This is a genomic window from Nocardioides exalbidus, assembly GCF_900105585.1.
Lineage (GTDB): Bacteria > Actinomycetota > Actinomycetes > Propionibacteriales > Nocardioidaceae > Nocardioides > Nocardioides exalbidus.
Genome location: NZ_FNRT01000002.1, coordinates 4,095,412 through 4,121,524 on the forward strand (window position 1 = coordinate 4,095,412; position 26,113 = coordinate 4,121,524).

26 protein-coding genes are annotated in these 26,113 nt (G+C 71.8%); 12 read left to right on the plus strand and 14 right to left on the minus strand.

What is annotated here, in order from left to right; all coding sequences use genetic code 11:
* Nucleotides 1-29: 29 nt before the first annotated feature.
* Genes BLV76_RS19895 through BLV76_RS19905 form a run of 3 tightly spaced genes read left to right on the plus strand, consistent with a single transcriptional unit; the run spans nucleotide 30 to nucleotide 2,719 of the window.
* Nucleotides 30-1,274, plus strand: coding sequence for a phospholipase D-like domain-containing protein (locus tag BLV76_RS19895; RefSeq protein WP_245734789.1), 1,245 nt, complete (start codon nucleotides 30-32; stop codon nucleotides 1,272-1,274).
* Entirely contained in the window at nucleotides 1,271-2,500 is a 1,230-nt protein-coding gene (locus tag BLV76_RS19900; protein ID WP_175539765.1) for an MFS transporter, read from the plus strand. Before BLV76_RS19895 ends, BLV76_RS19900 begins: the two co-directional genes overlap by 4 nt.
* A 6-nt stretch (nucleotides 2,501-2,506) precedes the next feature.
* Entirely contained in the window at nucleotides 2,507-2,719 is a 213-nt protein-coding gene (locus tag BLV76_RS19905) for a hypothetical protein (RefSeq protein WP_090971469.1), read from the plus strand.
* Between the two features lie 4 nt (nucleotides 2,720-2,723).
* On the opposite strand, the gene BLV76_RS22720 is transcribed toward BLV76_RS19905, so the two are convergent.
* Nucleotides 2,724-3,665 (minus strand): DNA-3-methyladenine glycosylase family protein, encoded by a 942-nt coding sequence (locus BLV76_RS22720; protein ID WP_090971471.1) that lies wholly within the window; start codon nucleotides 3,663-3,665, stop codon nucleotides 2,724-2,726.
* Between the two features lie 41 nt (nucleotides 3,666-3,706).
* Between BLV76_RS22720 and BLV76_RS19915 the strand changes: the two genes are divergently transcribed.
* From BLV76_RS19915 to pepN, 3 genes are all read left to right on the plus strand, one after another.
* A complete protein-coding gene (locus tag BLV76_RS19915) occupies nucleotides 3,707-4,573 on the plus strand; it encodes a tryptophan 2,3-dioxygenase (RefSeq protein ID WP_090971473.1) in 867 nt (288 codons plus the stop codon).
* Nucleotides 4,574-4,638: 65 nt separating this feature from the next.
* A complete protein-coding gene (locus tag BLV76_RS19920; RefSeq protein WP_090971475.1) occupies nucleotides 4,639-4,992 on the plus strand; it encodes a YciI family protein in 354 nt (117 codons plus the stop codon).
* Nucleotides 4,993-5,097: 105 nt separating this feature from the next.
* Entirely contained in the window at nucleotides 5,098-7,530 is a 2,433-nt protein-coding gene (pepN, locus tag BLV76_RS19925; RefSeq protein WP_090971477.1) for an aminopeptidase N, read from the plus strand.
* 21 nt (nucleotides 7,531-7,551) lie between these two features.
* Here pepN and BLV76_RS23390 read toward each other — a convergent pair whose 3' ends face one another.
* Nucleotides 7,552-8,379, minus strand: coding sequence for a resuscitation-promoting factor (locus BLV76_RS23390; RefSeq protein ID WP_281246174.1), 828 nt, complete (start codon nucleotides 8,377-8,379; stop codon nucleotides 7,552-7,554).
* A gap of 178 nt (nucleotides 8,380-8,557) precedes the next feature.
* Nucleotides 8,558-9,625 carry an ArsR/SmtB family transcription factor gene (locus BLV76_RS19935; RefSeq protein WP_139306645.1) on the minus strand — a complete coding sequence of 356 codons (1,068 nt, stop codon included), beginning with the start codon at nucleotides 9,623-9,625 and terminating at the stop codon, nucleotides 8,558-8,560.
* 78 nt (nucleotides 9,626-9,703) lie between these two features.
* Here BLV76_RS19935 and BLV76_RS23395 point away from each other — a divergent pair, with 78 nt between their 5' ends.
* Genes BLV76_RS23395 through BLV76_RS19945 form a run of 3 tightly spaced genes read left to right on the plus strand, consistent with a single transcriptional unit; the run spans nucleotide 9,704 to nucleotide 13,189 of the window.
* A complete protein-coding gene (locus BLV76_RS23395; protein ID WP_217630400.1) occupies nucleotides 9,704-11,014 on the plus strand; it encodes a CocE/NonD family hydrolase in 1,311 nt (436 codons plus the stop codon).
* Nucleotides 11,011-11,646, plus strand: coding sequence for a CocE/NonD family hydrolase (locus BLV76_RS23400; RefSeq protein ID WP_217630401.1), 636 nt, complete (start codon nucleotides 11,011-11,013; stop codon nucleotides 11,644-11,646). Before BLV76_RS23395 ends, BLV76_RS23400 begins: the two co-directional genes overlap by 4 nt.
* A complete protein-coding gene (locus tag BLV76_RS19945) occupies nucleotides 11,621-13,189 on the plus strand; it encodes an AbgT family transporter (RefSeq protein WP_217630402.1) in 1,569 nt (522 codons plus the stop codon). Before BLV76_RS23400 ends, BLV76_RS19945 begins: the two co-directional genes overlap by 26 nt.
* Before the next feature lie 16 nt (nucleotides 13,190-13,205).
* Here the strand turns inward: BLV76_RS19945 and BLV76_RS19950 are convergent, their stop codons facing one another.
* On the minus strand, nucleotides 13,206-14,420 hold the full coding sequence (locus tag BLV76_RS19950) for an FAD-dependent monooxygenase (protein ID WP_175539766.1): 1,215 nt from the start codon (nucleotides 14,418-14,420) through the stop codon (nucleotides 13,206-13,208).
* Between the two features lie 121 nt (nucleotides 14,421-14,541).
* Here BLV76_RS19950 and BLV76_RS19955 point away from each other — a divergent pair, with 121 nt between their 5' ends.
* Nucleotides 14,542-15,669: a CDP-glycerol glycerophosphotransferase family protein gene (locus BLV76_RS19955; protein WP_090971483.1), complete on the plus strand. Its 1,128-nt coding sequence runs from the start codon at nucleotides 14,542-14,544 to the stop codon at nucleotides 15,667-15,669.
* A 39-nt stretch (nucleotides 15,670-15,708) separates the two neighbouring features.
* On the opposite strand, the gene BLV76_RS19960 is transcribed toward BLV76_RS19955, so the two are convergent.
* The 6 genes from BLV76_RS19960 to BLV76_RS19985 form a co-directional block, all read right to left on the minus strand.
* Nucleotides 15,709-16,068: an iron chaperone gene (locus BLV76_RS19960; protein WP_090971485.1), complete on the minus strand. Its 360-nt coding sequence runs from the start codon at nucleotides 16,066-16,068 to the stop codon at nucleotides 15,709-15,711.
* Nucleotides 16,069-16,300: 232 nt separating this feature from the next.
* Nucleotides 16,301-17,518: a serine hydrolase domain-containing protein gene (locus BLV76_RS19965; protein ID WP_090971487.1), complete on the minus strand. Its 1,218-nt coding sequence runs from the start codon at nucleotides 17,516-17,518 to the stop codon at nucleotides 16,301-16,303.
* 125 nt (nucleotides 17,519-17,643) lie between these two features.
* Nucleotides 17,644-18,267: a response regulator gene (locus BLV76_RS19970; RefSeq protein ID WP_342712414.1), complete on the minus strand. Its 624-nt coding sequence runs from the start codon at nucleotides 18,265-18,267 to the stop codon at nucleotides 17,644-17,646.
* Nucleotides 18,167-19,522 carry a sensor histidine kinase gene (locus BLV76_RS23230; RefSeq protein ID WP_090971491.1) on the minus strand — a complete coding sequence of 452 codons (1,356 nt, stop codon included), beginning with the start codon at nucleotides 19,520-19,522 and terminating at the stop codon, nucleotides 18,167-18,169. Before BLV76_RS23230 ends, BLV76_RS19970 begins: the two co-directional genes overlap by 101 nt.
* Nucleotides 19,523-19,777: 255 nt before the next feature.
* Nucleotides 19,778-20,398 (minus strand): hypothetical protein, encoded by a 621-nt coding sequence (locus tag BLV76_RS19980; protein ID WP_090971493.1) that lies wholly within the window; start codon nucleotides 20,396-20,398, stop codon nucleotides 19,778-19,780.
* A complete protein-coding gene (locus tag BLV76_RS19985; protein ID WP_245734792.1) occupies nucleotides 20,395-21,021 on the minus strand; it encodes an FMN-binding negative transcriptional regulator in 627 nt (208 codons plus the stop codon). Before BLV76_RS19985 ends, BLV76_RS19980 begins: the two co-directional genes overlap by 4 nt.
* Before the next feature lie 60 nt (nucleotides 21,022-21,081).
* Here BLV76_RS19985 and BLV76_RS19990 point away from each other — a divergent pair, with 60 nt between their 5' ends.
* Nucleotides 21,082-22,617, plus strand: a complete 1,536-nt coding sequence (locus tag BLV76_RS19990; protein ID WP_090971495.1) for an ATP-dependent DNA ligase — start codon at nucleotides 21,082-21,084, stop codon at nucleotides 22,615-22,617.
* 10 nt (nucleotides 22,618-22,627) lie between these two features.
* Nucleotides 22,628-23,332: a TetR/AcrR family transcriptional regulator gene (locus tag BLV76_RS19995; RefSeq protein ID WP_090971497.1), complete on the plus strand. Its 705-nt coding sequence runs from the start codon at nucleotides 22,628-22,630 to the stop codon at nucleotides 23,330-23,332.
* An 18-nt stretch (nucleotides 23,333-23,350) separates the two neighbouring features.
* Here BLV76_RS19995 and BLV76_RS20000 read toward each other — a convergent pair whose 3' ends face one another.
* The 4 genes from BLV76_RS20000 to BLV76_RS20015 all read right to left on the minus strand — a co-directional run bounded on the left by BLV76_RS20000 (nucleotide 23,351) and on the right by BLV76_RS20015 (nucleotide 26,106).
* On the minus strand, nucleotides 23,351-24,172 hold the full coding sequence (locus tag BLV76_RS20000; RefSeq protein ID WP_090971499.1) for a DUF1206 domain-containing protein: 822 nt from the start codon (nucleotides 24,170-24,172) through the stop codon (nucleotides 23,351-23,353).
* A 74-nt stretch (nucleotides 24,173-24,246) separates the two neighbouring features.
* Entirely contained in the window at nucleotides 24,247-24,657 is a 411-nt protein-coding gene (nusB, locus tag BLV76_RS20005) for a transcription antitermination factor NusB (protein WP_090971501.1), read from the minus strand.
* 6 nt (nucleotides 24,658-24,663) lie between these two features.
* The gene (gene efp / locus BLV76_RS20010) at nucleotides 24,664-25,227 is read right to left on the minus strand and encodes an elongation factor P (RefSeq protein WP_090971503.1); all 564 of its coding nucleotides are present in this window, start codon (nucleotides 25,225-25,227) and stop codon (nucleotides 24,664-24,666) included.
* A gap of 63 nt (nucleotides 25,228-25,290) precedes the next feature.
* Nucleotides 25,291-26,106 (minus strand): aminoglycoside phosphotransferase family protein, encoded by an 816-nt coding sequence (locus tag BLV76_RS20015; RefSeq protein ID WP_175539767.1) that lies wholly within the window; start codon nucleotides 26,104-26,106, stop codon nucleotides 25,291-25,293.
* Between the last annotated feature and the right edge of the window lie 7 nt (nucleotides 26,107-26,113).

The following is a 26,113-nucleotide window of genomic DNA, read 5'->3' on the forward strand; positions in this document are numbered from 1 at the left end:
GACAGCGGCTCGCTGGGTAGGTTGTCCGCGTGACCGCCGGACGCCTGCTGACCTCGCTGCGCCGGACGCTGCTCACGCTGCTCGGCCTCCAGGTCGGGCTCGCCGTCGCACTGTCGCTCGTCGACTCCTACCGCCGCCGCGGCAAGAAGCCCAAGCCGTTTCCCGTCTCCGCGCCCGAGACCGTGCCGGTCGGCGGTGGGGAGATCACGACCTACACCTTCGGGCGCGACCTCTACGACGACATGCTGGCCGCCATCGACGGCGCCAAGAAGCAGATCCTCTTCGAGACCTACATCTGGAAGGGCGACGAGATCGGGTGGAAGTTCAAGACCGCCCTGACCGCCGCCGCCGATCGCGGGGTCGACGTGCACTGCATCTACGACGGCTTCGCCAACGTCGTGGTCTCGCCGGCCTTCAAGCGGTTCTCGCCGTCGCTGAAGGTGCTGCGCTACCCGGTGTGGACGGCCGGGCTCAAGTTCTGGAACCTGCGCCTCTACGGCCGCAACCACCGCAAGATGCTGATCGTCGACGAGGAGGTCGCCTTCCTCGGCGGCTACAACATCGGCTCGGCGTACGCCACCGAGTGGCGTGACACGCACGTGCGGATCACCGGCCCGGGCGTGTGGGACATGAAGCGCGCGTTCGCCGACTTCTGGAACCTCAACCGCCGCCACCGGATCAAGCGCAACGAGCGGCCGCTGCTGCTCGAGACCGCGTCCGACTGGGACCCGCAGATCCGGATCCACAAGAACATCCCGCGCCAGTGGTCGTTCCCGATCCGCAGCATGTACCTCGAGGCGATCCAGCGCGCCAGCAAGAACGTCTGGCTCACCACCGCCTACTTCCTGCCCGACCAGGACTTCGTCGACGCGGTGGCCGACGCCGCCCGCCGCGGGGTCGACGTCCGGATCCTGCTCCCGCTGAAGTCCAACCACATCGTGGCCGACTGGATCTCCCGCGGCTACTACGGACAGCTGCTCCGCGCGGGCGTCCGGATCGTGCGGTTCAAGGACGCGATGGTCCACGCGAAGACCGCGACGATCGACGGCAGCTGGTCGACCGTCGGCACCGCGAACATCGACCGGCTCAGCCTCCAAGGCAACTACGAGATCAACCTCGAGGTCATCGACCCCGCCTTCGCCGCGGTGATGGAGAAGGTCTTCCGCACCGACGAGTCCAACTGCCTCGAGCTCACGCTCGACGAGTGGGAGGCCCGCGACCTGAACCGCAAGTTCACCGAGAGCTTCCTCGCTCCGCTGCGCCCACTCCTGTGAGCAGCCGCCTGTCGCCGCTCGCGACCGCCAACTTCCGCTGGTTCTTCATCGGGCAGGTCGTCAACCGGCTCGGCGGGTCGATGGCCGGCGTCGCGCTGGCCTTCGCCGTGCTGGAGATCGACGACTCCGCGTCCGCGCTCGGGTGGGTGGTCGCGGCGTCGAGCATCCCGATGGTCGTGTTCATGCTGCTCGGTGGCGCGATCGCCGACCGGCTCCCCCGCGCCGTCGTGCTGCGCGGCTGCAACTACATCCAGGGCGTCGCCCAGTCGATCACCGCGCTCCTGGTCATCACGGGCCGGGCGGAGATCTGGCACCTCATCGTGCTCCAGGCCGTCGCCGGCGTCGTCTTCGCCGTCAGCTACCCGGCGTTCCTCGGGATGGTCCCGATCCTGCTGCCGGCAGGAGAGCGCCAGTCGGCGTTCCTGCTGATCGGGCAGGCCACGAGCGCCGTCAGCATCGTCGGGCCTGCGCTCTCCGGGGTGCTCGTCGCGACCGCGGGGCCGGGCTGGGCACTCGCGATCGACGCGTCGTCGTACCTCATCGCCGCCTCGCTCCTGGTGCTCGTACGCCTTCCGCCGGGCGACCGCAGCACCGCCAGGGCGAGCGTCCTCGGGGACGTCGCGGCCGGCTGGGCGTTCGCGCGCAAGCTCGGCTGGGTGATCCCCGGCGCCTCGTGCGCCCTGGTCTTCAACGCGCTGGTGAGCGGTGGGATCTTCGTCCTCGGCCCCGTGATCGCCCACGACACGATCGGCAGCAAGGGCTGGGGCCTGGCCACCTCCGCCCAGGCGGTCGGCGTCTTCGTCGCCGCGTTCTTCCTCGCCAAGGCGAAGCTCTCCCGCCCGATGAAGGCGATCATGGTCGCCTTCGTCCTGTGGTGCGTCCCGATGCTCGTGCTCGGCACGCGCGTCGAGCTCTGGCTGCTCGCGATCGCCTTCTTCGTCGCCGGCGCCGCGCTCAGCCTGCTCGACCTGTCGTGGAACCTCCTCGTGCAGGAGAAGGTGCCCGAGGCGATGCTGTCGCGGATCATGGCGATCGACGGGTTCTTCTCCTTCGTCGCGACGCCGATCGGCCAGATCGCCGTCGGCCCGCTCGTCGGCGCCTTCGGTGCCACCGGCGTCGAGATCGGCTTCTTCGTCGTCGCGGTGCTGGTCGCGTGCTTCGCCCTGACCCGCCGCGTGCTCACCGACCTCCGGCTCACCGGGGCTCCGCCACCCGAGCTGGCCTGACCCGCCATGCTCACCTCGATCCTCCTCGGCATGGCCACCGCAGGCGTCGTGGTGGTCCTGCTCGGCGCGGCGAAACCGGTGCCGGACTGCCCCGAGTGCGGGCAGCGGGTCGCGCGGATCCGGTGGCCCGACAGCGGAGCGCAGGCGATGAAGGGCGGCTGGACGTGCAAGGCGTGCGGCTGCCGGATGGACCGCCACGGCAGGCGCGTCGGCGGCTGATCGCTCAGTGCGTCGGCAGGTGCGTGGGGATGCTCATCCGCGGGCCGCGCCGAGGGCGTGACTGGCCACCGGCGATCGCGAGCATGGCGGCGCGGCCGCGCTGGGGCCGGTAGGGCTCGAGCAGCTCGGCCATCTCGTCGTCGGTGATGTCGTGGCCGACGAGTGCCCAGCCGACCCAGTTGGCGAGGTGGTAGTCGCCGAAGCTGACGGCGTCGGCGTCACCGAGTGCCCGCTGGCGGACCTCGGCGCTGGTCCACACCCCGATCCCCCGGACCGTCCGGAGCCGCCTGTCGGCCTCCTCGCCCGACACCTGACCGACCCGCTCGAGCGAGCTCGCGAGGCGGCAGGCGGTGACCATCGTGCGCGACTGGGCCGGCTGCACGCCGAGCCGGAGCCACTCCCACGACGGGATCGCGGCGATCACCTCGGGCGTGGGCTGGAGCATCAGCCGCAGGGCCGCGACCGGGCCGGGGGCGGGCTCGCCGTGCCGGCGGACCAGCTCCCGGAACGAGCCGAACGCCTGCTTGCCGGTCACCTTCTGCTCGAGGATCGACGGGACGAGCGACTCCATCACCAGGCCGGTGCCGCCGATGCGCCAGTGCGGGTGGCGCTTGAGCCCCTCGGCCACCTGCGGGTGGTGGGCCTCGAAGCCGGTCGGGTCGTCGTCGGCGCCCAACAGGCCGGGCAGCCGGTCGAGGGCCCACTCGGCCCCGGGGCCCCACGCGCGTCCGAGGACCTCGCCGCTCGAGGGGCGGCCCTCGATGCACAGCGACGCCGGCCCGAGCGGCGTACGCATCGCCCTCCAGACGCGGCCGTCGTCGAGGTGCTTCTGGGTCGGGTCGCCCGCCCCGCGACGCTGCGGACGCAGCACCTGGCCGACGGCGCAGGGCCAGCCGGGCACCCAGGTGCGGGAGTGTCCCGCGTCGGCGCTGGTCGGGTGGGCCATGGAAGCGACGGTAGACGAGGCCACCGACTACCTTGCGGGGCATGGCAGAAACCACCGGCGGCACCCCGAACAAGCGCGACCTCGAGGCCGGCATCCAGCAGGACTTCTCGCGCTCGATGTCCTACGGCGACTACCTCCGCCTCGACGTGCTGCTCTCGGCCCAGCAGCCCCTGTCGGACCCGCCGCAGCACGACGAGCTGCTCTTCATCGTGCAGCACCAGACCAGCGAGCTGTGGCTCAAGCTGCTCCTCCACGAGCTGCGCTCCGCGCGCGCCCTGCTGCGCGCCGACGACCTCTCCCCCGCGCTCAAGCGGATGGCACGCATCAAGCACATCCAGCACACGCTCACCGACCAGTGGTCCGTGCTCGCCACGCTGACCCCGTCGGAGTACGCCGAGATCCGCCCCTTCCTCGCCACGAGCTCGGGCTTCCAGTCCGCGCAGTACCGCGAGGTCGAGTTCCTCCTGGGCAACAAGAACGCCGACATGGTCGACGTCTTCGCGCACGACTCCGAGACCCGCTCCGTGCTCGAGGAGCTGCTGCACGAGCCGTCGCTCTACGACGAGTTCCTCGCCCACCTCGCCCGCCAGGGGTACGCCGTCCCGGCCCGGCTGCTCGACCGCGACTGGTCATTGCCGCACACCTCTGACTCCGAGCTCGTGGACCTCTTCGCCACGGTCTACGCCGCGCCGTCCGAGCACTGGGGCGTCTACGAGACCTGCGAGGAGCTCGTCGACATCGAGGACGCCTTCCAGCAGTGGCGCTTCCGCCACCTCCAGGTCGTCCAGCGGGTGATCGGGCACAAGGTCGGCACGGGCGGGTCGTCCGGCGTCGACTTCCTCCGTCGCGCGCTGTCGCTGACCTTCTTCCCCGAGCTCTACGAGGTGCGCACGCGCATCGGCCAGTGAGCGGCTGTCGATGTGGGGGTGGGCCGGCCGTCATCCCCGTGAGACCCGGACGAGAGGAAGATGCGATGAGCGACTACGTGGTGCTGTTCCCCGCGGACGACGAGGCCGCATGGGCGGCCGGCACGGACGCCGACCACCAGCGGACCCACGACACCGACGCCGAGTTCGCGGCGCGGCTGAAGGCGATCGGCGGCGCGATCACCGGCGGCGCGGGGCTCGCGCCCAGCAGCACCGCCCGCACCCTCCGCCGTACGGAGTCCGGGGCGATGGTCACCGACGGGCCCTACGCCGAGACGGTCGAGCAGGTCTCGGGGTTCTACCTCGTCACCTGCGACAGCTACGACGACCTGGTCGGAGCCGCGCAGGTGCTCACGCAGGCGCACCCGGTGGTCGAGATCCGCCCCGTCGACAACGGCTGAGCACGTGGCCGGGGCCCTCGCCCGCCCGGGTCCTCCGTGCCTAGGCTGCAGGTGTCGTCCCGACCGGGCGGCACTCCCAGCACCAACAGCGAGTGAGGACCACCCGTGCCCGTCCGCAGCCTTCGTCAGGAGGAGGCCGTCGAACGCGCGGCCCTCGTCTCCGTCACCTCCTACGACATCAGGATCGACCTGACCGACATGGTGGACGGGCCGCCGTTCCGGGCGGTCAGCACCATCCGGTTCTCGGGGCGGGCGGGCGCGACGACGTTCGTCGACTGCTGCGCCGAGGTCGAGTCGGCGACGCTCAACGGCGTGCCGCTCCCGGAGGCGGAGGAGGGCCGCATCACCCTGCCCGACCTCGCCGAGGACAACGAGCTCGTCGTGGCCACGGTGCAGGCCGACACCACGCACGGGCGCGGGGTGCACCGCGCCGTCGACCCGGGCGACGACAACGTCTACGTGTGGACCACCTTCGAGCCCGACGAGGCGCGCTACGCGTGGGCCTGCTTCGACCAGCCCGACCTCAAGGCGCCGCACGCCTTCACCGTCACGGCGCCGGCCGGCTGGACCGTGGTCAGCAACTCCGGTGACCCGGTGGTGGAGGACGTCGAAGGTGGCAGGCGCTGGACGTTCGAGCCGACGCCGCCGCTGTCGACGTACAACCCCGTGGTCGTCGCCGGGCCGTTCGTCGAGCAGCGCAAGCAGGCCGGTGGCCACGACCTCGGGCTCTTCGCCCGCCGCACGCTCGCCTCCGCGCTGGAGCGTGACGCCGAGCAGCTGTTCACGCTGACCGAGCAGGGGCTCGGCTTCTTCGGCGAGCGCTTCGGCATGCCCTTCCCGCAGCGGTCCTACGACCAGGTGTTCCTGCCCGACTTCGGCGGGGCGATGGAGAACTACGGGTGCGTCACGTGGGCCGACACCGTGCTCCGCCGCAGCGAGCCGACCACCGGCGAGTGGCAGGTCTTCGCGACCGTGCTGCTGCACGAGATGGCCCACATGTGGTTCGGCAACATCGTCACGATGCGCTGGTGGGACGACCTGTGGCTCAACGAGGCGTTCGCCGAGTTCGCCTGCATGTGGGCGGCCGAGCGGGCCACCGCCTACGGCGACACGGCCGCCAACAACCTGGTCGAGGACAAGCTCAACGCCTACCTCGCGGACCAGGGGCCGGCGTCGCACCCGATCCGCATGCCCGTGCCGTCGGTGGCCGATGCCGAGTCGATCTTCGACTCGATCACCTACCCGAAGGGCGCCGCGGTGCTCAAGCAGCTCATGCACTTCGTGGGCGAGGACACCTTCGGCGCCGGCATGACCGCCTACTTCGCCGAGCACGCCTGGGGCAACACCACCCTCGACGACCTCATCGGCTCCCTCGAGCAGGCCAGCGGCCGCGACCTCCAGCCGTGGCGTACGGCCTGGCTCGAGACCGCGGGCGTCGACCGGCTGGGTGTCGAGCAGTCGGACCAGGGGCTCGTCCTGACCGCCGCCGGCGCCCACGGTGCCCCGCACCCGCAGGTCGTCGGCGTCGGGGCCTACCGCCGTGCCGGCGACACGCTCGAGGAGGTCGGCTCCGTGCATGTCGAGGTGAGCGGTGAGCGCACCACCATCGACGGCCTGCCCCACGCGGACCTCTACCTCGTCAACCACGACGACACGACCTTCGCCACCACCCGGCCGGACGCGACCGGTCGGGAGGTCCTGGTCGGGCGCCCGTCGGGCCTGCCGACGACCCTGACCCGCGCGGTGGCGATCGCGACCGTGTGGGACATGCTCAGCAACGGCGAGGCGACCGCGGCCGAGGCCGTGGGCGCACTGACGGACGTGCTGTCGGTCGAGACCGTGGAGACGGTCGCGGAGCCGGTGCTCCAGCTGGCCGTCACGGCGGCCCAGGCGTGGTCGCCCGAGGCGGAGCGCGCCGGGCTCGAGGCGCGGGTGGGCGAGGCCGCCCGCCACCTCCTCGAGGCGGGGGTGTCGCGGACGTCGGCGCTGCGCGCGCTCGCTCGGACCGCGGCCGGCGACGACGACCTCGAAGCCGTACGACGCGAGGCGGGTGACGACGTGGACCTGCAGTGGTACGTCCTGCAGCGCCGCGCCGAGCTGGGCGAGCTCGACGCCGCGGCCGTGCAGGCCCTGCAGGAGCAGGACCCCGATCCGGACGCCTGGATCCGCGCCCTGACCGTGCGCGCGGGATCGCCCTCCGCGGAGGCCAAGCTGGACGCGTGGACAGCGCTCGTGAGCCGCGAGGTGCCCATCCAGAGTGCCCGCACCGTCGCCGCCGCCTTCTGGCGCCCCGGGCAGGACGACGTCCTCGCTCCCTACGCCGATCGCTACCTCGAGGCGCTCCCCCACTTCCACGAGGGCGGGATGATCCCCGGGCTCGCGCTCACGGCCGCGCTCTTCCCCGTCCACGCCGTCGACGAGGCGTGGGTCGGTCGGGCGCGCGAGGTGGCCGCCGCCCACGCCGCGCCGGTGGTGGTCGGCTCGCTCACCGAGCGCTCCGAGGCCGTGCTGAGGATGATGCGCGCCCGCGCGCTCTGAGGCAGCGCTGCTCGGGGTCCCTCAGAGGAGACGGCCGCAGGTGGGCCACGGCGAGCGTCCGCGCTGCTGGTAGAGCAGCTTGGCGCGGTAGGTCTGCTCGGCGGCGGAGGCCGAGGTGGGGACGCCCGAGCCGCCGACGCTGCGCCAGGTGCCGATGTCGAACTGGTAGAGCCCGTAGTAGCCGGCCGGGTTCACGGCCTTCGGGTTGCCGCCGGACTCGCAGCCGGCGAGCGCGGCCCAGTTGAGGCCGTCGGCGCCCGGCACGGACCAGGCCTCACGGCCGACGAGCACGCGACGCGGGCGCGACTCCTTGACGACGTCGGTCCTGACCACGCGGTACTTCACGGGCTCGCCGTTGTGCAGCGTCTTCACCGCCACGACCTTGCGCACGCCTGCGCGACCGGTGCTGACCACCTTGCGCTTCCCGGGCTTCAGCCTGGTCGTGAAGACCTCCACGGTGCCCTTGCGGATCTTCACGCGCTTGACCTTGCGCTCCTTGGCGACCTGCGTCAGGCGTACGACGTCGCCCTCACGCAGCCGCTTCCTCGGACCGGACACGGTGCGGCCGTCGCGGACGACGTCGACGAGGTCCAGCGAACCGACGGCGACGCCGTGCGCCTCGAGCACCTTGGTCGGCCACACCTGCGGAACGGTGACGACCTCGACGGGCGGCTGGTCGGCGACCTTCAGGCTCACGTCGACGGGCGCCTGCTCACGCGCGGGCTGCGCGACGGCTGCGCCGGGCACGAGGGTCAGCGCGAGCGCGGCGGCCGCGACGCCGGCGGCGATGCCGCGCGGGCCGATGGTTCGGGCTCGGTGGAAGGGGGTGGGTGTGGTGGTGGCACGCACGTGCTTCAGACCTCACTGGTTGCGCGCCGGGGTGGCGCTCGGACGCGACGCCGTCTCGTCAGGCGTCGAGGCCGCGGCGCACGTTCACCTCACGATGGGAGGCGCCTCGTCCAGGGCGAGGGCACTGCCTGCGGCGCCACCACCAGAACATGTTGGCCCGGACATGTCGAATCGAGGGCTACTGCACGATGGAGCTGATCACCTGCGGTCCGAGCTGCATCAGCGTGGCCACGTCGAGTCGGTGGTGCACGTGGCGACCGTCGCGCTCCGAGGTCAGCAACCCCACGCTGCGCAGCTTCGCGAGGTGCCGGGAGACCTGCGACACCGGCATCCCGGTGCGGTGCGCGAGGTCGGTCGTGGTGATCGCTTCGTTGACGAGGTGGCGGCAGAGCTCGAGGCGGTTGGCGTCCGAGATCACGGACAGTCGACGGCGTACCTCCACGACGTGCTCGGGCGACTCCTGCCCCAGCACCGGGAACTGCACCACGACCGGGAACGGCGGCTCCCCGCGCACGATGAGGTGCGGTCGGCCGAGCACGGTCGGCACGAGCAGCACCGGGCGGTGCTGCGGCGCGAGCCGCAGCTGCTGCAGCTTGTCGAAGCGGACGGTCGAGGTGTCCCCGATCGCGCGGGCACCGGGACTCACGATGCACAGCAGGTCGACGGGGGTCGCCGGGCGCTGCCGCGTGATGCGGGTGACCTCGTCGCCCAGGCGCACAGCGAGGTGGCGCCACTCCGCGTCGAAGAACTCCTCGCGGCACCTCCCCAGCAGGTGCAGCAGGTCGTCGCGGAACGCTACCGGGTCGGCGACGAGCCGCCGGGCCAGCTCGCCGCGCGTGAAGGACCTCGCGTCGCAGGCGCGGACGTAGGCCTCCTCGCCGCCGGCCAGGAGGGCGTCCCCGGCCTCGCTCGCTCCGTGGACGGTGCCGGCGACGCTCGCCAGGAACTCCCCGTCGGGGATGGCAGCCACGCGCGCGAGCTCGACGTCGAGCGGGACGTCGACGGGCCGCTCCAGCGGCAGCAGCACCCGGCTGCGTCGCCGCGCCCAGAGGGGCGCGAACGTCCTCAGGTCCGAGCGCAACCCGCCGGACAGGCCGCCACCGACCCGCTCCAGCCAGACGCGTGCACCGAAGTGGTGGTCGGGCTCGGCCAGGGCGTGCAGGCAGGCCTGGAGCTCGGCCAGCGGCGAGACGGCCACCGTGACCTGGGAGAGCACGACCCCGGACAGGTCCAGCGTCACCGGCACCTCGCCACGCTAGACAGTTGACGCATGTGCGTCAAACATCGCGGAGGAGCCCGGATCGCGAACCTAGGGTCCACCGCTATGACGCACGCCACACACCTCCGCACGTCCGCCAGCGAGCTCGCCTGGGAGCCGGTGGCCGACGGGGTCTGGCGAGCCGTCGCACCGATGCGCACCCGCGACGGCACGATGCTGGTCGCCGACGTCTACGCCGGCGACGCCGGCCGAGTGCGGCGACCCGTCCTCCTCGAGCGGACGCCGTACGGCCGCCGGAAGGCACGTCCCTCCGACGCCGTGCTCGACGGCGCCGACCCGGCGTCGCCGGAGGTGGTCGCGGCCCGGTTCGTCGCCCGCGGATTCGTCGTCGTGCGGCAGGACTGCCGCGGTCGCGGCGACTCCGAGGGCCGCTTCACCAAGTATGTCGACGAGGCCGAGGACGGCTACGACTCCGTGGCGTGGGCGGCCGCGCAACCCTGGAGCGACGGTCGCGTCGCGACGATGGGCGTGTCCTACTCAGCGCACGCCCAGACCGCCCTCGCCGCGCTGCACCCCGAGGCGCTGGTCGCGATGTTCGTCGACTCGGGCGGCTTCGCGAGCGCGTACGAGTCCGGGGTGCGGATGGGCGGCGCCTTCGAGCTCAAGCAGGCCACGTGGGCACTGCGGCGGGCAGCGGGGGACGCGCGGGACGGTGACTCGCTTGCTCGCCAGGCCGTCGCGGACGAGCCAGTCGAGGAGTGGTTCCGCCGCCTGCCGTGGCGGCGCGGGCACTCGCCCCTGCGGCACGTCCCGGCCTACGAGGACTACTTCTTCGACCAGTGGGAGCACGAGGACTTCGGCCCCTGGTGGACCCAGCCCGCGCTCTACGCCCGCGGCCACGCACACCGCTTCCCCGACGTGCCGAGCCTCCACCTCTGCAGCTGGTACGACCCCTACGTCCGCACCGCGGTCGAGAACTTCCAGACCCTCAGCCGACTCGGCGAGGCTCCGGTACGGCTCGTGCTCGGGCCCTGGACACACGGCCGGCGCAGCGACACGTTCGCCGGCGACGTCGACCTCGGCCCCGAGGCCGCGCTCGAGGGCAGCCTCGCCGAGGACTACGTGGCGATGCGGGCCGACTGGTTCACCGCACGCCTGGCCGGGGTGCCCGACAGCGCCCCACCGGTCCGCTGGTTCCTGATGGGCGGCGGGCCCGGCGACGTGGACGCGCAGGGGCGCCTGCGCCACGGCGGCCGCTGGCGCACGGCCGACACCTGGCCGCCGGGGTCGACGGCCCCGCGGCAGTTCCACCTGCACCCCGACGGGGTGCTCGCCGAGGCACCCCCCGCGCCGGGCCACAGCATCAGCTGGGACCACGACCCGGCCGATCCCGTCCCGACCATCGGGGGCAGGTGACCTCCGGTGAGCCGGTGATGTCCGGCGGCGCGTACGACCAGCGCCCCGGCCCCGACACGTTCGTCGTCCGGCCCACGACCCTCCCCCTGGCATCACGCCCCGACGTCCTGGTCTTCCAGACCGAGCCGCTCGACGAGGCCGTCGTCGTGGCCGGACCCGTCGTCGCGCGCCTGAGCGTCTCGTCGACCGCCGTCGACACGGACATCACCGTCAAGCTCGTCGACGTCCACCCCCCGACGCCGCACCACCCGGCGGGCTTCGCGATGAACGTCACCGAGGGCATCCTCCGCTGCCGCTACCGCGACGGCTTCGACACCCCGATCCCGATGGAGCCCGGGGAGGTCTACGAGATCGAGGTGGTGGCTCCCGACACCGCCAACCTGTTCGCTGCGGGCCACCGCATCCGGGTCGATGTCGCCTCGAGCAGCTTCCCGCGCTTCGACGTCAACCCCGGCACCGGCGGTCAGGTCGCCGGCTCACGCCGGTCCGTCGTCGCCACCAACACCCTCCACCTCGGCACGTCGCACCTGGAGCTGCGGGTCGAACGGCCCACGGACCCGGACGTGGCGACTCCGGTCGACGACCATCACGATGAGGAGCACCACCATGAGGAGCACCACCATGACCACTGACGCGCAGCTGGCCGGACCCACCCCACCGCGGACGCGGATGACGGCGTTCCTCGCCCGCGTGGAGCGGGTCGGCAACCGGCTCCCCCACCCGTTCTGGTTGTTCTGGGTGCTCTTCGTCCTCCTCGCCGTCGCCAGCGCCGTGCTGTCGGCGGCAGGGGTGAGCGTCGCGGACCCCGCGACCGGCGACGCGGTGACCGTCCGCAACGCCCTCTCCGCCGACTCGATCCGCGAGCTGGTCTCGGGCACCCAGGAGTCCTACCTCGCGTTCGGACCGGTCGGCACGGTGCTCATCACGATGCTCGGTCTCGCGGTCGCCGACCGCTCCGGGCTCCTCGAGGCCGTCGTCCGCCGGTCCCTCGCCCGGGTGAGGCCGGGCTGGGTCGTCTTCGCGGTGTGCATCGTCGGCGCGATGTCGAAGATCCTGGAGTACAGCGCGTACGTCGTCGTCATCCCGCTCGCCGCGATCGCCTTCCGCCAGGTCGGGCGCTCTCCCATGCTCGGCATGATCGTGGCGTTCCTGTCGATCAACGCGGCCGGTGACGCCAACCCCTTCATCGCTCCGGGCGACGTGATCTTCGCCGACATCGCGACGCAGGCGGCGCGGATCGTCGACCCGAGCGCAGTGGTGCGCCCGACTGACAACACCTACTTCACGACGGTGTCGGCCCTCGTCCTGGCCGGCGTGCTCACCCTGGTCACCGAGAGGGTCCTGGCCCGCCGCGAGCACGAGCTCGTGCCCGACCCGGGCGCGACCGGCCCGAGCGTCGCGCCACGGCTCGACATCTCCGAGGCCGTCGAGAAGCGCGCGCTGCGCGCGACCGGTCTCGTCGCGGTCGCCTTCCTCGGATCCCTGGTCCTCGCGATGGTGCCGGCCGGGTCACCGTTGCGCGGTGAGGACGGCGGCATCCTCGAGTCGACGCTGTTCAGCGGCATCGCCGTCTTCATCAGCCTGTTCTTCTTCTGCGTCGGCGCGACCTTCGCCCAGCTGACCGGACAGCTGCGCGGGTCGGCCGACCTGCCGCTCTTCATGGCGGACGGCCTGCGCTCCGTCGCACCGCTGCTGGTCCTGTTCTTCGCGATCTCGCAGTTCCTGGCACTGTTCTCGTGGACCGGGATCAGCACGGTGGTCGCCGTCAACGGCGCCGACGTCCTCGAAAGGCTGGACGCTCCGATCTTCGTCGTCCTCATGATGTTGATCGGGGGCATCGCGCTGCTCAACCTGCTCATCACCAGCGGATCAGCCCTCTGGGCGCTGCTCGCGTCGGTCATCATCCCGATGACACAGCTCATCGGCGCCAACCCGGCGACGGTGATGGCTGTCTATCGCATCGCCGACTCGTGCACGAACTCCATCACCCCGATGAGCTCGACCTTCATCCTCACCGTCGGCTACCTCCAGACCTACCGGAAGTCGGCCGGCATCGGGACGCTGGTGTCCTACACGTTGCCCGCCGCCCTCGCGATGCTCGTCGCATGGACCGCCCTCTTCGCGCTCTGGTACGCCGTCGGGCTCCCGCTCGGACCCGGCGCCCCGGTCCGGTGACGGCACACTCGCCGACTCAGGGCCTGCGGAGGTCGGTCACGCCTGCGTAGTCGGGCAGCTCCGGGCCGCCGACCGCACGCTCGACCAACGCCGTGATGGCGTCCATGTCGGGCTCGGCGGCCGGTGCCCCGGCCGGTTCTCCGGTCGGCTCGGCCCCGGGGGCGTCCGCCGTGAGCATCCCCACGTGCATCCGCCCGATCTCCTGGTTGGCCTCGACGTAGTCGCGCATCCGTGCCTCGTAGCCGGCGAACCCCGCAGCCGGGTCCCAGTCGGCGGCCGCGAGCTCGCCGGCCAGCACGTACGCCCCGACGAGGGCCAGCCCCGTGCCGGCCCCGGACATCGGGGAGGCGCTGAACGCAGCGTCGCCGAGCAGCCCGACGCGGCCCCTCGACCAGTGCTCCATGACGACCTGGGCGACCTGGTCGAGGTAGAAGTCGGGCGCGCTGTCGAGGTGCTCCAGGATGCGCGGGGTCTCCCACCCGAAGCCGGCCATGTGCTCGCGCAGCAACCGCTTCTGGGCGTCGACGTCACGATGGTCCACGTCGAAGTCCCGGGCGGGGAACGACAGCATCGCGATCGCCCGGTCGGGGTCGGGCACCGGTCGCAGGCCCGCCCACCGACCGCCCTGCTGGTGGTCGAGCAGCCAGCCGTCGACGCCGAACACGTTGGGCACGGTGTAGAACGCCAGCACCAGCCCGAGGTGGCGTACGAACTCCTCCCGCGGCCCGAACACCATGCCGCGCAGCGCCGAGTGCAGCCCATCCGCGCCGATCACCAGGTCGAAGCGCTCGCGCCGACCGCTCGCGAAGGTGACGTCGACACCGTCCGCGTCCTGGGTGAGCTCGGCGATCCGGTCACCGAAGACGTAGTCCACGCCGGCGCGGGTGTCGTCGTACAGCACCTGCGCGAGGTCCCCGCGCAGCACCTCGATCTCGGAGACGTACCCGTCGCCGTCGTCGTCCGAGGCGCTGAAGGTCTCGAGCACGTTGCCGTCGGCGTCGACCGAGTACGCCCCGCGCGAGTTCGTGCACACCGCGCGGACCGCCTCGTCGAGCCCCATCCGCCGGATGACCTCCTTGGCCACCCCGCGCGCGTCGACGGCCTGCCCGCCGGGGCGGAGGCCGGGCGCCTGCTCGACCACGGTGACCTGCGCACCTCGACGGTGCAGCCAGTGGGCCAGTGCCGGCCCTGCGATGCTCGCGCCCGACACCAGCACGTTGACGTTGCTCACGGGAGCTCCTCTCGTCCGTCGACCGACGGAACTCGTGGTCCGGCCCGGTGGCCGGCCCCTCAGCATGACGACGAACGGGATCCCCGCACTACGACACGAGGCGGCCACCTAGAATCTCTCCATGAACGACGCCCGCGTGATCGCCTACTTCGCCGACGACCCGACGCGGACCTACCAGCTCATCCAGTGGCTGGAGGTCCTCGAGATCCTCGACGACCTCCATCACGTGGCCGTGGTGACGCGCGACGCCGACTCGGCCGAGCTGCTCCAGTCGCGGACCCGGCTGCGCGTCCACCTCGCCCCGTCGTTCTCGGACCTCGCCGAGCTCTACGCCGAGCTCGACGCGGCCGTCGTCCTCTACTGCAACAACTCGTCGATGAACTTCCAGTCGCTCCTCGACAGCCGGATGCTGCACATCCACATCAACCACGGCGAGAGCGACAAGCAGTCGATGGCGAGCAACAACGCCAAGGCCTACGACCGGGTGTTCGTCGCCGGTGACGCCGCCGTGGAGAGGTACGTCTCCGGGCTGCTCGAGCTCGACGCCAGCAAGCTCGTCCGGATCGGGCGCCCGCAGCTCGACCTGCCGCGCACTCCCCTGCTCGAGCCCAGCCAGCGCAGGACCGTGATGTACGCCCCCACGTGGGAGGGCGACGCGGACTACAACGACTACACCTCGATCGTCGCGCTCGGCGAGCGGATCGTGCGGGTGATCCTCGACGTCCCGGACGTCCGCCTCGTCTACAAGCCGCACCCCAAGGTGACGACCAGCCTCACGCCGTCCGTCGCCGAGGCGCACCTCGCCATCCTGCAGCTGATCGACGCGGCCGACGGAGCCGCTGGGCACACCGCCGTCCTGAGCGGTGACATCCTCGCGGTGATGCCCGGGTGCGACGCGATGGTCACCGACGTGTCGTCCGTGGGCCTCGACTGGCTCTACCTCCACACCGACAAGCCGATCCTCATCACCGACCCCGTCGGCGACCTCGCCGCACTGCGCCACCAGGCGCCGATCAGCCGGTGCGCTGACGTCGTCGACGCCGACAACGTCGCGCACCTGACCGGCCTCCTCGCCGAGCGCCTCGCGCACGACGAGCACCACCTGGCCCGGGTGGCGATGCGGCACCACTACTTCGACGACCTCCAGGTCGGCGACAGCACCGGCCGCTTCCTGACCTCGGTGTCCGAGCTCGTGGCGCTCCGCGACCGCCTGCTCGCGGGTGGCGAGGACAGCGCGATCACGGCCTGACCCAGGCTGTGCGATTGGCCTTGGCCCCGGCCTTTCGGGTCACGGTCGCGGCGTCGCGCGGGTCTCGAACAGCCGGCGTACGACCCGCTCGACGAGGTCGTGGTCGACGTCGGGGTACGGCAGCTTGAGCGTGCCCCTGGCACCTGCGTAGGGCACGAGGTCCGCATCCAGGTCGAGGTCGCCCGCCGGTGGCACGAGATAGAGGGAGAGGTGCTTCTTCCACGCCGCCACGTGGACGAGCGAGGCGCCCTCGACCTGCCAGGTCGGCATGTCGTAACGGATCACGCGTTCTGCGTCGGGCGCGACGACCAGCACGCGTCGTTCGACCTCCTCGATCACCTCCCTCTGCTCAGCAGGCAGGGAGGCGAGGTAGTCGTCGACCGATGCGAACTTCGGCATGACCGCAGTATCGCCCCGTCCCGCCGACAAGGAGCCTCGTCCTGCGCCCCGAGGTGATGGCGGTCCTCACTTCCGCCGCGCTCGCGACCCCGTTTGCCCAAGGCAATTGCGGCGGAGTGGGCAGGCTGTCAGCGCCCACGTCACGATCCAGTGGTTCGAGCAGTGCTGGAGTCACCGTGTCGTGGTGGCAGGACTCTCAGCAGCCTGGACCGCGGTCCGAGGCTGCTGCGACCTATGAACCGCAGTAGGCCCGGTCCAGCAGCCGGAGGAAGGTCGGCCCGATCTCCTTCTTCGGCAGGGACATTGGGTCCTCGTTGAGCATGACGACGGTCTGTCGGCCGCCACTGGGCGAGGAGTAGACGTAGGTGATGTAGCCGGGAAAGTTGCCACCGTGACCCCACGCCTTCCCACAGCGCGTCTGGAAGCTCTCGAGGCCGAGACCGTACGCAGTTCCCACGCCGTCCTCGCCCGACGCGTCGTTCGTCTTCCTCATCGCGGCCATGAGGTGTCGCGGCAGCATCTCGCCGGAGAGGAGCTGGCGGTAGAACCGGGCGACGTCGGGTGCGGTCGAGACGGCTGCCCCGGACGCCCACGGGTAGGGGTAGAGGCTGGTGAGGTCGGTGAAGTCGCCGGCCTTGTCGCCCGCCGCCACGTAGTAGCCGTGCGCCGCCGGTGAGGGCAGCGTCCTGGAGGCGGTGAAGGTCGTCGAGTCCAGACCGGCCTGAGCAAAGACACCGTCGCGAAGCACGTCGCCCAACGGTCGGCCCGTCACCGCCTGGATCATCAGTCCCAGCAGGACGTAGTTCGTGTTCGAGTAGTGGTAGACCCCACCGGGCCTCGAGACGGGGGCGTTGCTCAGTGCGATGTGCACGAGCTGACGCGGCCTCCAGACGTGCCCCAGGTCCCCTCCGAAGTACGGAGCCAGCACCCGGGGGTCCTCGTTGAACTCGTAGATGCCACTCGTGTGGTTGAGGAGCTGCCGCACCGTGACGCGCGGAGCGTTGGCGAGCAGGCTCGGGAGGTAGTGGCGCGCCGGGGCGTCGAGGCGGATCCGGTGCCGTGCGACCAGCTGGAGGACCGCGGTCGACACGTAGGTCTTCGTCTGGCTGCCGATGCGATACGTGGTCGACGGACCCATGGGCGCACCGGTCGCGAGGTCGGCGATCCCGCTCTGCAGGGCCGTCTCGACACCCTTGTCGTAGGTGTAGAGCAGGGCGCCGGGCACGCCGGCCTCGACGATCTGGTCGAGCGCCCGCTGCAGGCGCGCGCTGTCGGACGCGGCCGTGTCGGTAGCGGTCCGCGGATTGGCCGGCGGAGCGTCTGCGGTGGCGGCCGACGCCGTCGGGGCACTGAGGACGAGGCCTGCCACGAGGGCCGCAGCAGCCAGCGTCGCCGTACGTCGCGAGCCGCGGAGCCAAGCACTCGTGGGAGTCGTGGTGATGGGGGACATGAGGAACCTTCCATGGACCTGAGCGGCCCGGAGTGGCCGTGGTCCCACAGTGGTCGGCCGGCCGGCTCCGGGCTTCGCTCCCAGGTCTCGACGTGGCGCCGCCACCTCCACCTCGGGAGGGATGCTCACCTGCTCCCCGGGACGCTCAGGCCCGATTCGTACGCGTGCATCACCAGCTGCGCGCGGTCGCGCAGCGCCAGCTTGGTGAGGAGGTGGCTCACGTGGGTCTTCACGGTCCCGTAGCCCATGTGCAGCGCGTCGGCGATCTCCTGGTTCGACAGACCGCGCGCGACAGCGACGAGGACCTCGCGCTCGCGGTCGGTCAGGCCGTCGTCGCCGGACCGGGTCGGATGGCTCGGCAGCGCGGCGAACTGTGCGATCAGACGACGGGTGATCGACGGCGCGAGCAGGGCGTCGCCAGCGGCCACCACGGCGATCGCCTCGAGCAGCTGGGTGGGCCGGGTGTCCTTCAGGAGGAACCCGCTCGCGCCGGCGCGCAGGGCCTCGTGGACGAGCTCGTCGTCGTCGAAGGTCGTCAGCACGAGCACGTGCGTGCGGGCGCACCGAGGGTCCGCGACGATCCGTCGCGTCGCCTCCAGGCCATCCATCCGAGGCATCCGGACATCCATCAGGACGACGTCCGGGGCCTTACGTCGGCACAGCTCCCACGCCTCCGCGCCGTCCCCGGCCTCGCCGACCACCTCGATGCCGTCGCTCGATCCGAGCAGCACGACGAACCCGGACCGCACCAGCTCCTGGTCGTCGACCACGGCGACGCGGATCACGACACCACCCCCACCGAGGACGGCAGGTGGGCTGCCACCGTGAATCCGTGTGCCCCGAGGGTCCGCACTCGAAGTCGCCACCCAGCAGCCTGGCACGCTCGCGCAGTCCCACCAACCCGTGCCCGCCGGCGGCACCGAGCACCCCCCGACCCCTGGACCTGCCATGACCCAGGTCGCTCACCTCGACGTCGAGCCCGCCCTCCCCGTAGGTCACGTTGACCTGCGCCCGGGTCGCCCCCGAGTGCTTGAGCACGTTGGTCAGCGACTCCTGCACGATCCGATAGGCCGCCAGCTCGATGGCGTCGTCAAGAGGGCGCGCAGGCCCTGCGACGCTCAGGACGACCGTGATGCCGACCTCACGCATGTCGCGGACCAGACCGTCCAGGTCGCGGATCGAGTGCAGCGGCGCAGCCGGACCCTCCGCGTCCTCGCCACGGAGCAGACCCAGCATCCACCGCGTCTGGGTCAGGGCGTTGCGACTGGTCTCGGCGATGATCTCGAGCGCGTGCTCGGCGGCAGCGGTGTCGGACCGAATGACGTGGCCTCCGACACCGGCCTGGACGGCGATTAAGGACATGCTGTGCGCGATCACGTCATGCAGCTCCCGGGCAATGCGCAACCGCTCCTCGACGACCGACCGGGCTGCGAGCTCGCGTGCGGTGACCGCCTCCTGCTCCGCGATGCGCAGACGCTCCGCCTGTTGGGTGCGGCGCGAACGGATCGCATCGCCGAGGGCCCACGCCGCAAGCAGGAGCGCGCACGCCTGCAGGAGGTCGGCCGTCCCCAGATCGGGAACGTCCAGCAGGGCGAGGGCGACGAAGATGAGAAGAATGGCGACCAGGCCGACCACGCCGTTCCTGCGTCGACCGTGCGCTGCCAGGGAGTAGAGGCTGACCAGCAGCAGCACCGAGAGAAGCCCGATGTAGTGGTCGGTCAGCGTCACGACGAGGCAGCCCGCCACGAACACCGCGAAGGACGCCGACGGACGCGAGCGACGCCACACCAGTGACAGGCCGGCGACGCACGTGGCAGCGACGGCCAGTGGGTCGGCCGACTCGAGTCGCGGGTCGACGCCGGCGACGTCGGCGAGGAGCAGGGACGCAACGGCCAGGGCTCCGGCTACGAGCCCGATGGCAAGGTCGAGGAAGGGCGACAAGCGCCGGGTCAGAGTGGACCACCCCCCGGCGTCGAGGGGCCGCTCGGCCAACTGACCTGTCACGTCCGCAGGCTACGCCAGCGTGGGAGCCTCGCACGCCCGTCTGCAGGCCCCTCGGCCTCTGTCTGCAGACAGAGGCGGACTGGGCGCCAGCTGGGCCGGACGCCACAGGGATGTCCCGTCCAACGCCGAGCGAACGCTCGGTCTCGCGACGGTCGCTGGCGCGACCTCCTCGACCAACGGCGAGTCATGTGGCCCTGGTTTCGACACGCTCGCTGGCGCTCGCTGCTCAACCAGCGGCCGGGCGAGCCGCCCCGCTCAGTCGGCCGGGCGCTCGATCGTCGTCACGACGCTCGTCACCGACGGCCGCTTCGGGGTGCTGGAGAAGCCGAAGCGGCAGGGCGGGTCGACGGGTGCGAGACGACCGAGGTCAGTCCCCCGCCACGAGCCCGAGGCCGCGGTGACAGATGACATCGAGGTGGCGCCGTACCACTCGCGGCGGTCGCCACCGGCGGTCCCGCGCGTGCGCACGCCGCGCATCACGACCCGGGCGACGGGATCGACCAGCCCGCACCAGGCGGGCGAGGTGGCGATGCGGGCCGGCACCAGGCCGAGGGCCGCACCCAGCGGCGTACGGCCCCCGACCACGAAGCGCAGGGAAAGCGAGGGCGTGGTGACCTGCCAGCCGTCGGGGGTGTCGGTGACCGACACGGGTTCGATCACCTGCTCGTCGAAGGAGTAGGTGGCGGCCACGAAGTCGCGCACCCGCTCGGTCGGGGCGAGCAGCACACGGTGGCCGGAGGGGTCCTCGAGCATGACGTCGGCGAATCCGCCCCAGGGCGAGGCGTCCCAGCGACCCACCACTACCCGCACGCCCGACGTGCTCCCGACACCGGCGATCCGGCCGGTGAAGCGCTCGCGGACGCGGCCGGGCCTCACGGGGCCACCAGCGCGGAGGGGTCACGACCGTCTGCGGCGAGACCCGATGCGACGCCCGAGCGGTCCTCGTCGGACCGGTTCTGGCTGAGCTTGGCCTTGGCCTCGACCGACTCGACGAGCAGCGAGACGCCGACGATGGGTCGGAGGTTCTTGTCGACGTAGTCAGGTGGGGCGTCGCTGACCGCCCACGGCTCGTCGCGGGCGGACTCGTGCCGCTCGGTCAGCCGGGTCACCAGCCCGCGGACCCACTCGGGGTCGTCGTGGACGGCGACCTGCCCACGCAGGTGCACGACGGAGTAGTTCCACGTCGGCACGACCTTGCCGTGCTCGGCCTTGGTGGCGTACCAGGACGGGGAGACGTACGCGTCAGGCCCCGTCACGATCGCCAGCGCCGGCGAGCCGTCGACGATGCGCCGCCAGTGGACGTTCGCGCGGGCGAGGTGCCCGACGAGGCGGTCGCCCTCCCACAGCACGGGCAGGAACGTCGCGTCGGGCAGCCCGTCGTCCCCCACCGTCACCAGCTGCGCCGTCGCGACCCCCGCGACGAAGGGGCGTACGTCGTCGGGGTCCATCACATTGAAGCGCGGGACGTAGAGGGAGGCATCCGCCGAGGTGTTGCTCACGTGCCCCATCCTGCCCGTTCGGGCGCGGCGGCTGTCGGTGCAGGGCGGCAGGATGGGCGCATGCTGCTCGCCGAGCTCGTCGCCACCTCCGTGGAGGTCGCCGCCACCCGATCCCGCAAGACCAAGGTCGCGCTGCTCGCGGAGCTGCTCGGCCGCGTCGAGCCCGAGGAGCTCGAGGTCGTCGTGTCCTACCTCGGCGGCGCGCTGCGCCAGCGCCGCACGGGCCTGGGGTGGCGCGGGGTCAGCGCCCTGCCCGCGCCGGCCGACGACGCGACGTTGTCGGTGCGCGAGGTCCACGAGGCCTTCGAGGCGATGTCGCAGCTCTCCGGCCCCGGGTCGCAGAACTCCCGCAAGGACGCGGTGGCCGATCTCTTCGGCCGCGCGACCGAGGCCGAGCAGGCCTGGCTGCGCGCCATCGTCACGGGCAACCTCCGCCAGGGTGCGCTCGACGCTGTCACCCAGGAGGCCGTGGCCCAGGTGGCCGACGTGCCCCTGGCCGCCGTACGCCGCGCAGCCATGCTCGCGGGCTCCACGGTCGCGGCCGCCGGGGCCGCGTTCGAGGGCGAGGAGACGCTCGCTGCGATCGGCCTGGAGGTCGGTCGCCCGATCATGCCGATGCTCGCCTCCAGCGCACCCGACGTGGCGAGCGCGATGGCCGGCCTGTCGCCGGACGGCACCTCGGAGGTCGCCGTCGACGCCAAGCTCGACGGCATCCGGATCCAGGTGCACCGCGACGGCGACGACGTGCTCGTGGTGACGCGGTCGCTCGACGACATCACCGCACGGCTGCCCGAGGTCGTCGCGGTCGCGCGGTCGCTGCCCGCCGAGCGCTTCGTGCTCGACGGCGAGGCGCTGGCCCTGTCCGACGACGGCCGCCCGATGGCCTTCCAGGACACCGCGAGCCGCACCGCCCAGGACGCCGGGGTCGCGATCACTCCCTACTTCTTCGACCTCCTCCACGTCGACGGCCGCGACCTCCTCGACTCCCCCGGCCGGGAGCGGCTGGACGCCCTCGACGCGCTGGTGCCCGAGCAGCACCGGGTCCGCCGCCTCGTCACGACCGACGCCGCCGCCGCCGACGCCTTCGCCACCGAGACGGTCGCCAGCGGGCACGAGGGCGTCGTGCTGAAGGACCTGTCGGCGCCCTACGCCGCCGGCCGCCGCGGCTCGGCGTGGGTGAAGGTGAAGCCGGTCCACACCCTCGACCTCGTCGTCCTCGCCGTGGAGTGGGGCTCGGGCCGCCGCGAGGGCTGGCTCTCCAACATCCACCTCGGCGCCCGCGACGAGTCGTCCGAGTCCGGCTTCGTGATGCTCGGCAAGACCTTCAAGGGGATGACCGACGAGATCCTGGCGTGGCAGACCGAGCGCTTCACCGAGCTGGCGACGTCGCCCGTCGACGGCAGCTCCTACGTCGTCCACGTCCGTCCTGAGCAGGTCGTCGAGATCGCCTTCGACGGACTCCAGCGCTCGACCCGCTATCCCGGCGGCGTCGCGCTGAGGTTCGCCCGGGTCATCCGCTACCGCGACGACAAGTCCGCCGCCGAGGCCGACACCATCGAGGCGGTGCGCACCCACCTCGCCGCTGGCTCTCCCTAGACTGGCCGCCATGAGCACCGAGCCGGCGACCACGACCGGCCGCGCCCGCGGGGGCACGGCGGCCGCACGCCGGCGGCTGCGCGAGGCGGAGATCATCGCCGCGACCCGGGCCCTGTTCGACGAGCGCGGGGTGCGCGACGCCCAGATCGAGGACATCGCGCGGGCCGTCGGCATCAACCGGGCAATCATCTACCGCCACTTCACCGGCAAGGAGGAGCTCTTCAGCCTCACCCTGGTGCAGTATCTCGACGAGCTCCGCCTCGCGCTCTCGGGCGCGGCCGAGACCACCGACGACCCCGCCCTCCAGCTCGAGCGGCTCGTCGAGGCGTTCGTCGACTACGGGCTCGCCCACCCCGCGTTCGTCGACTGCGCGCAGTCGATCATGCGACGCCCCGGTGACAACCTCCTCGAGGAGGTCAGCGAGAGCGCGATGTATCGCCTCGGCCAGGCGATCAGCGGCTGCCTCGCAGTGCTCACGCGCACGATCGAGTCCGGTGTCGAGAAGGGCGAGTTCCACGTCGAGGACCCCGGGCTGCTGGCCAACATGCTCTACGCCAGCGGCCTCGGGACGCTCCAGCTCGGCCGGGTGGCGATGCTCGTCTCCGAGGAGGCGCCGGGCGTGCCGCGGATCAGCCGGATCACCGGTGAGCAGGTCCGCGACCACATGGTGACGTCCGCGCTGGCGGTCGCGGGCGGCGTACCAACCCGACGCTGAACCACCCTCGACGGAGGCTCAGCGCGAGAGGTGCTTGGCCCGCGCGAAGCAGAACACGCCGTAGCCGGCGATGCCGATGCCCATCGCGATGAGCAGCACCTGGCCGAAGGGCACCTCGAGCACGCGCTGGAGCGCCTGGTCGAGGCCGCCGGACTTCTTGGCCTCGTGCGTGATGCCGGCGTAGAGGAACAGTCCGCCGACGATCGCGATCGCGACGCCCTTGGCGATGTAGCCGATCTTGCCGGCGAGGACGTACGCCGAGCCGTCGTTGCCGGCCTGCCCCTGCGCGTCGAGGTGCTCGCGGAACTTCTCGGTCCAGCCGCGGTAGACGAGCGATCCGCCGTAGCCGATGATCGCCAGGCCGACGACGGCGACGACCACCTGGCCCGCGGGCAGGTCCATCAGCTTGGCCGTGGTCGTGTCCGTGCCGCCACCCGAGCCGCTCCCGGTGGCGGTCTTCACCGCGCTCCAGCCGAGCGCGCCGTAGATGACCGCTTTGCCGAGCGAGCCTGCGCGCTTGACCCAGCGCTTCTTGTCGTCGCTCTCCTCGGGGTAGCCCAGGGCCGCCTCGAGCAGCCGCCAGACCACGAGCAGGAACATGCCCGCCGCGATCAGCCAGACCAGCACCTTGCCCATCGGCTGCTGGGCGAGGTAGTGCATCGCTCCGGCGTTGGAGGCCTGGTCCTCCTTCTCGCCGAGGGCGAGCTGGACGGCCAGCCACGCGACCAGGAGGTGGACGACCCCGTAGGCCACCAGTCCGGCGCGGATCGCGTGGTCGAGCCAGTCGCTCTCGTGGGCCTGCTCGGCCTTCTTCTCCGCGGTCCTGCCGGCGTCAGTCATGCTGCCAACCTAGGGCGAAGGCGCGTCCGCGGGCGAGCCGGGTGACCCGTGGGGGTGAGTTCAGGCGAGTGAGGTCAGGCGAGCGAGGCGCGGTCGCGCTGGATCGAGCCGAGCAGCCCGTTGACGAAGGCTGGTGAGTCGTCGGTCGAGAGGTCCTGCACCAGGTGCAGCGCCTCGCTCACCGCGACGGTCTCCGGGACGTCGGCGTCGCCCCACAGCAGCTCGTAGACGCCGATGCGGAGCACGTTGCGGTCGACCGCGGGCATCCGGCTGAGCGTCCAACCCTTGCTGTAGGTGGTCAGCACCTCGTCGATGCGCTCCTGGTGCTCGACCACGCCCCGCACCAGCGTGCCGGTGTAGTCGTTGGTCGGGCCCTCACCGGCCTCGATGGCGCGCTCGAGCGCGACGACGGGGTCCTCCGAGCGGAGCTCGGAGGCGAACAGGATGTCCAGCGCGCGCTTGCGCGCCTTCGAACGGGCAGCCACCTGGTGTCAGGCCTTGACGCGGCCGAGGTAGGACGAGTCGCGGGTGTCGACCTTGAGCTTCTCGCCGGTGGTGATGAAGAGCGGCACCTGGATGACGTGGCCCGTCTCGAGGGTCGCGGGCTTGGTGCCACCGGTGGAGCGGTCGCCCTGGAGGCCCGGCTCGGTCTCGGCGACGAGGAGCTCGACGGAGGCGGGGAGCTCGATGAAGAGCACGCGGCCGTCGTTGGTGGCGACGATCGCCTCCTGGTTCTCCAGCATGAAGTTCTTCGCGTCGCCGACGATCTCCGGGGCGACCTCGAGCTGCTCGTAGGTGCTGGTGTCCATGAAGACGTAGGACGAGCCGTCGTTGTAGAGGTACTGCATGGTGCGCTTGTCGACGTTGGCCGTCTCGACCTTGGTGCCGGCGTTGAAGGTCTTGTCGACGTTCTTGCCCGACTCGACGTTGCGGAGCTTGGTGCGCACGAACGCGGGGCCCTTGCCCGGCTTCACGTGCTGGAACTCGACGACGGCCCAGAGCTGACCCTCGATCCGGAGGACCATGCCGTTCTTGAGGTCGTTGGTGCTTGCCATGTGCGTGTGTCCGCCTTCGTCGAGTTGTCAAGGAATCCGTGGCGCGTGCGCCGACAGAGGAGTCTAGTCGCGCGTCACGAGAGCCATGAAATGCGCGGCCTGCCCCTCGAGCGTGCCGGGCGGGTTGCGGTGCCACGATCGGCTGCCCGGCGTGAGCATGGCGAGCCAGAAGGCTGCCCAGAAGGGCCGGTAGGCCCCCATCCGCTCGCGTGCCTCCGCGTCCAGGCCGACCGCGTCGGCCAGTGCGTGGACGTCGTACACCCCCGGGAGGCGGCTGCCGAGGTGCTCGACGTGGTCGGCGACCTCGTACGCCGGGTCGCTGAGGCCGGCGTCCTCGAAGTCGACGAGCCGGCAGCGCACGCCGTCCCACAGCACGTTGGGCGGGTTGAGGTCGGCGATGCCGAGCACCGTGGTCCGCGGCTCCGGCAGAGGCGGGTCCCGGAGCCACTCCCGCGCGACGGACCGTGCGTCACGGACGAGCGCGGGGTCCCGGCACGCCGACAGGTCGTGCCCGTCCGACAACCGCTCGAGGAGCGCCGGCGGGAGGGCCGCCGCACCGATCCCGCGCGGGCCGATCCCGGCGTCGCGCACCGCCGCGAGCGGTACGTCGTACAGCCGGCGCAGCGCACGGCCGAGGGCCAGCACCTGCTCGGTCGTCAGCGGCCGCGGGGCGAGCGGCGAGCCCGGCAGCCGCTCCATCACGACCACCGGCTCGGCACCGCCTTCCCGGCGGACCGGTCGGGGCGCGAGGCCCGGAGCGTGCTCGGCGAGGAGCGTCAGGCAGGCCCACTCGCGCTCGGCCTGCACCTCGTGATCGGCGACGTAGTGCTTGCGGACCTCGGTCCTGCCGATGGTCACGGCGTGGGTCGAGGACGGCACCGGGCTA

Excerpts from the sequence above, each read along its gene's own strand:
- BLV76_RS19955 (WP_090971483.1), top strand. The coding sequence starts at position 14,542 with ATGAACGACGCCCGCGTGATCGCCTACTTCGCCGACGACCCGACGCGG.
- BLV76_RS19990 (WP_090971495.1), top strand. The coding sequence starts at position 21,082 with ATGCTGCTCGCCGAGCTCGTCGCCACCTCCGTGGAGGTCGCCGCCACC.
- BLV76_RS19915 (WP_090971473.1), top strand. The coding sequence starts at position 3,707 with ATGGCAGAAACCACCGGCGGCACCCCGAACAAGCGCGACCTCGAGGCC.
- efp (WP_090971503.1), bottom strand. The coding sequence starts at position 25,227 with ATGGCAAGCACCAACGACCTCAAGAACGGCATGGTCCTCCGGATCGAG.
- BLV76_RS23395 (WP_217630400.1), top strand. The coding sequence starts at position 9,704 with ATGACGCACGCCACACACCTCCGCACGTCCGCCAGCGAGCTCGCCTGG.
- BLV76_RS19960 (WP_090971485.1), bottom strand. The coding sequence starts at position 16,068 with ATGCCGAAGTTCGCATCGGTCGACGACTACCTCGCCTCCCTGCCTGCT.
- BLV76_RS19965 (WP_090971487.1), bottom strand. The coding sequence starts at position 17,518 with ATGTCCCCCATCACCACGACTCCCACGAGTGCTTGGCTCCGCGGCTCG.
- BLV76_RS19945 (WP_217630402.1), top strand. The coding sequence starts at position 11,621 with ATGAGGAGCACCACCATGACCACTGACGCGCAGCTGGCCGGACCCACC.
- BLV76_RS22720 (WP_090971471.1), bottom strand. The coding sequence starts at position 3,665 with ATGGCCCACCCGACCAGCGCCGACGCGGGACACTCCCGCACCTGGGTG.
- BLV76_RS19995 (WP_090971497.1), top strand. The coding sequence starts at position 22,628 with ATGAGCACCGAGCCGGCGACCACGACCGGCCGCGCCCGCGGGGGCACG.
- BLV76_RS20000 (WP_090971499.1), bottom strand. The coding sequence starts at position 24,172 with ATGACTGACGCCGGCAGGACCGCGGAGAAGAAGGCCGAGCAGGCCCAC.
- BLV76_RS19905 (WP_090971469.1), top strand. The coding sequence starts at position 2,507 with ATGCTCACCTCGATCCTCCTCGGCATGGCCACCGCAGGCGTCGTGGTG.
- BLV76_RS19920 (WP_090971475.1), top strand. The coding sequence starts at position 4,639 with ATGAGCGACTACGTGGTGCTGTTCCCCGCGGACGACGAGGCCGCATGG.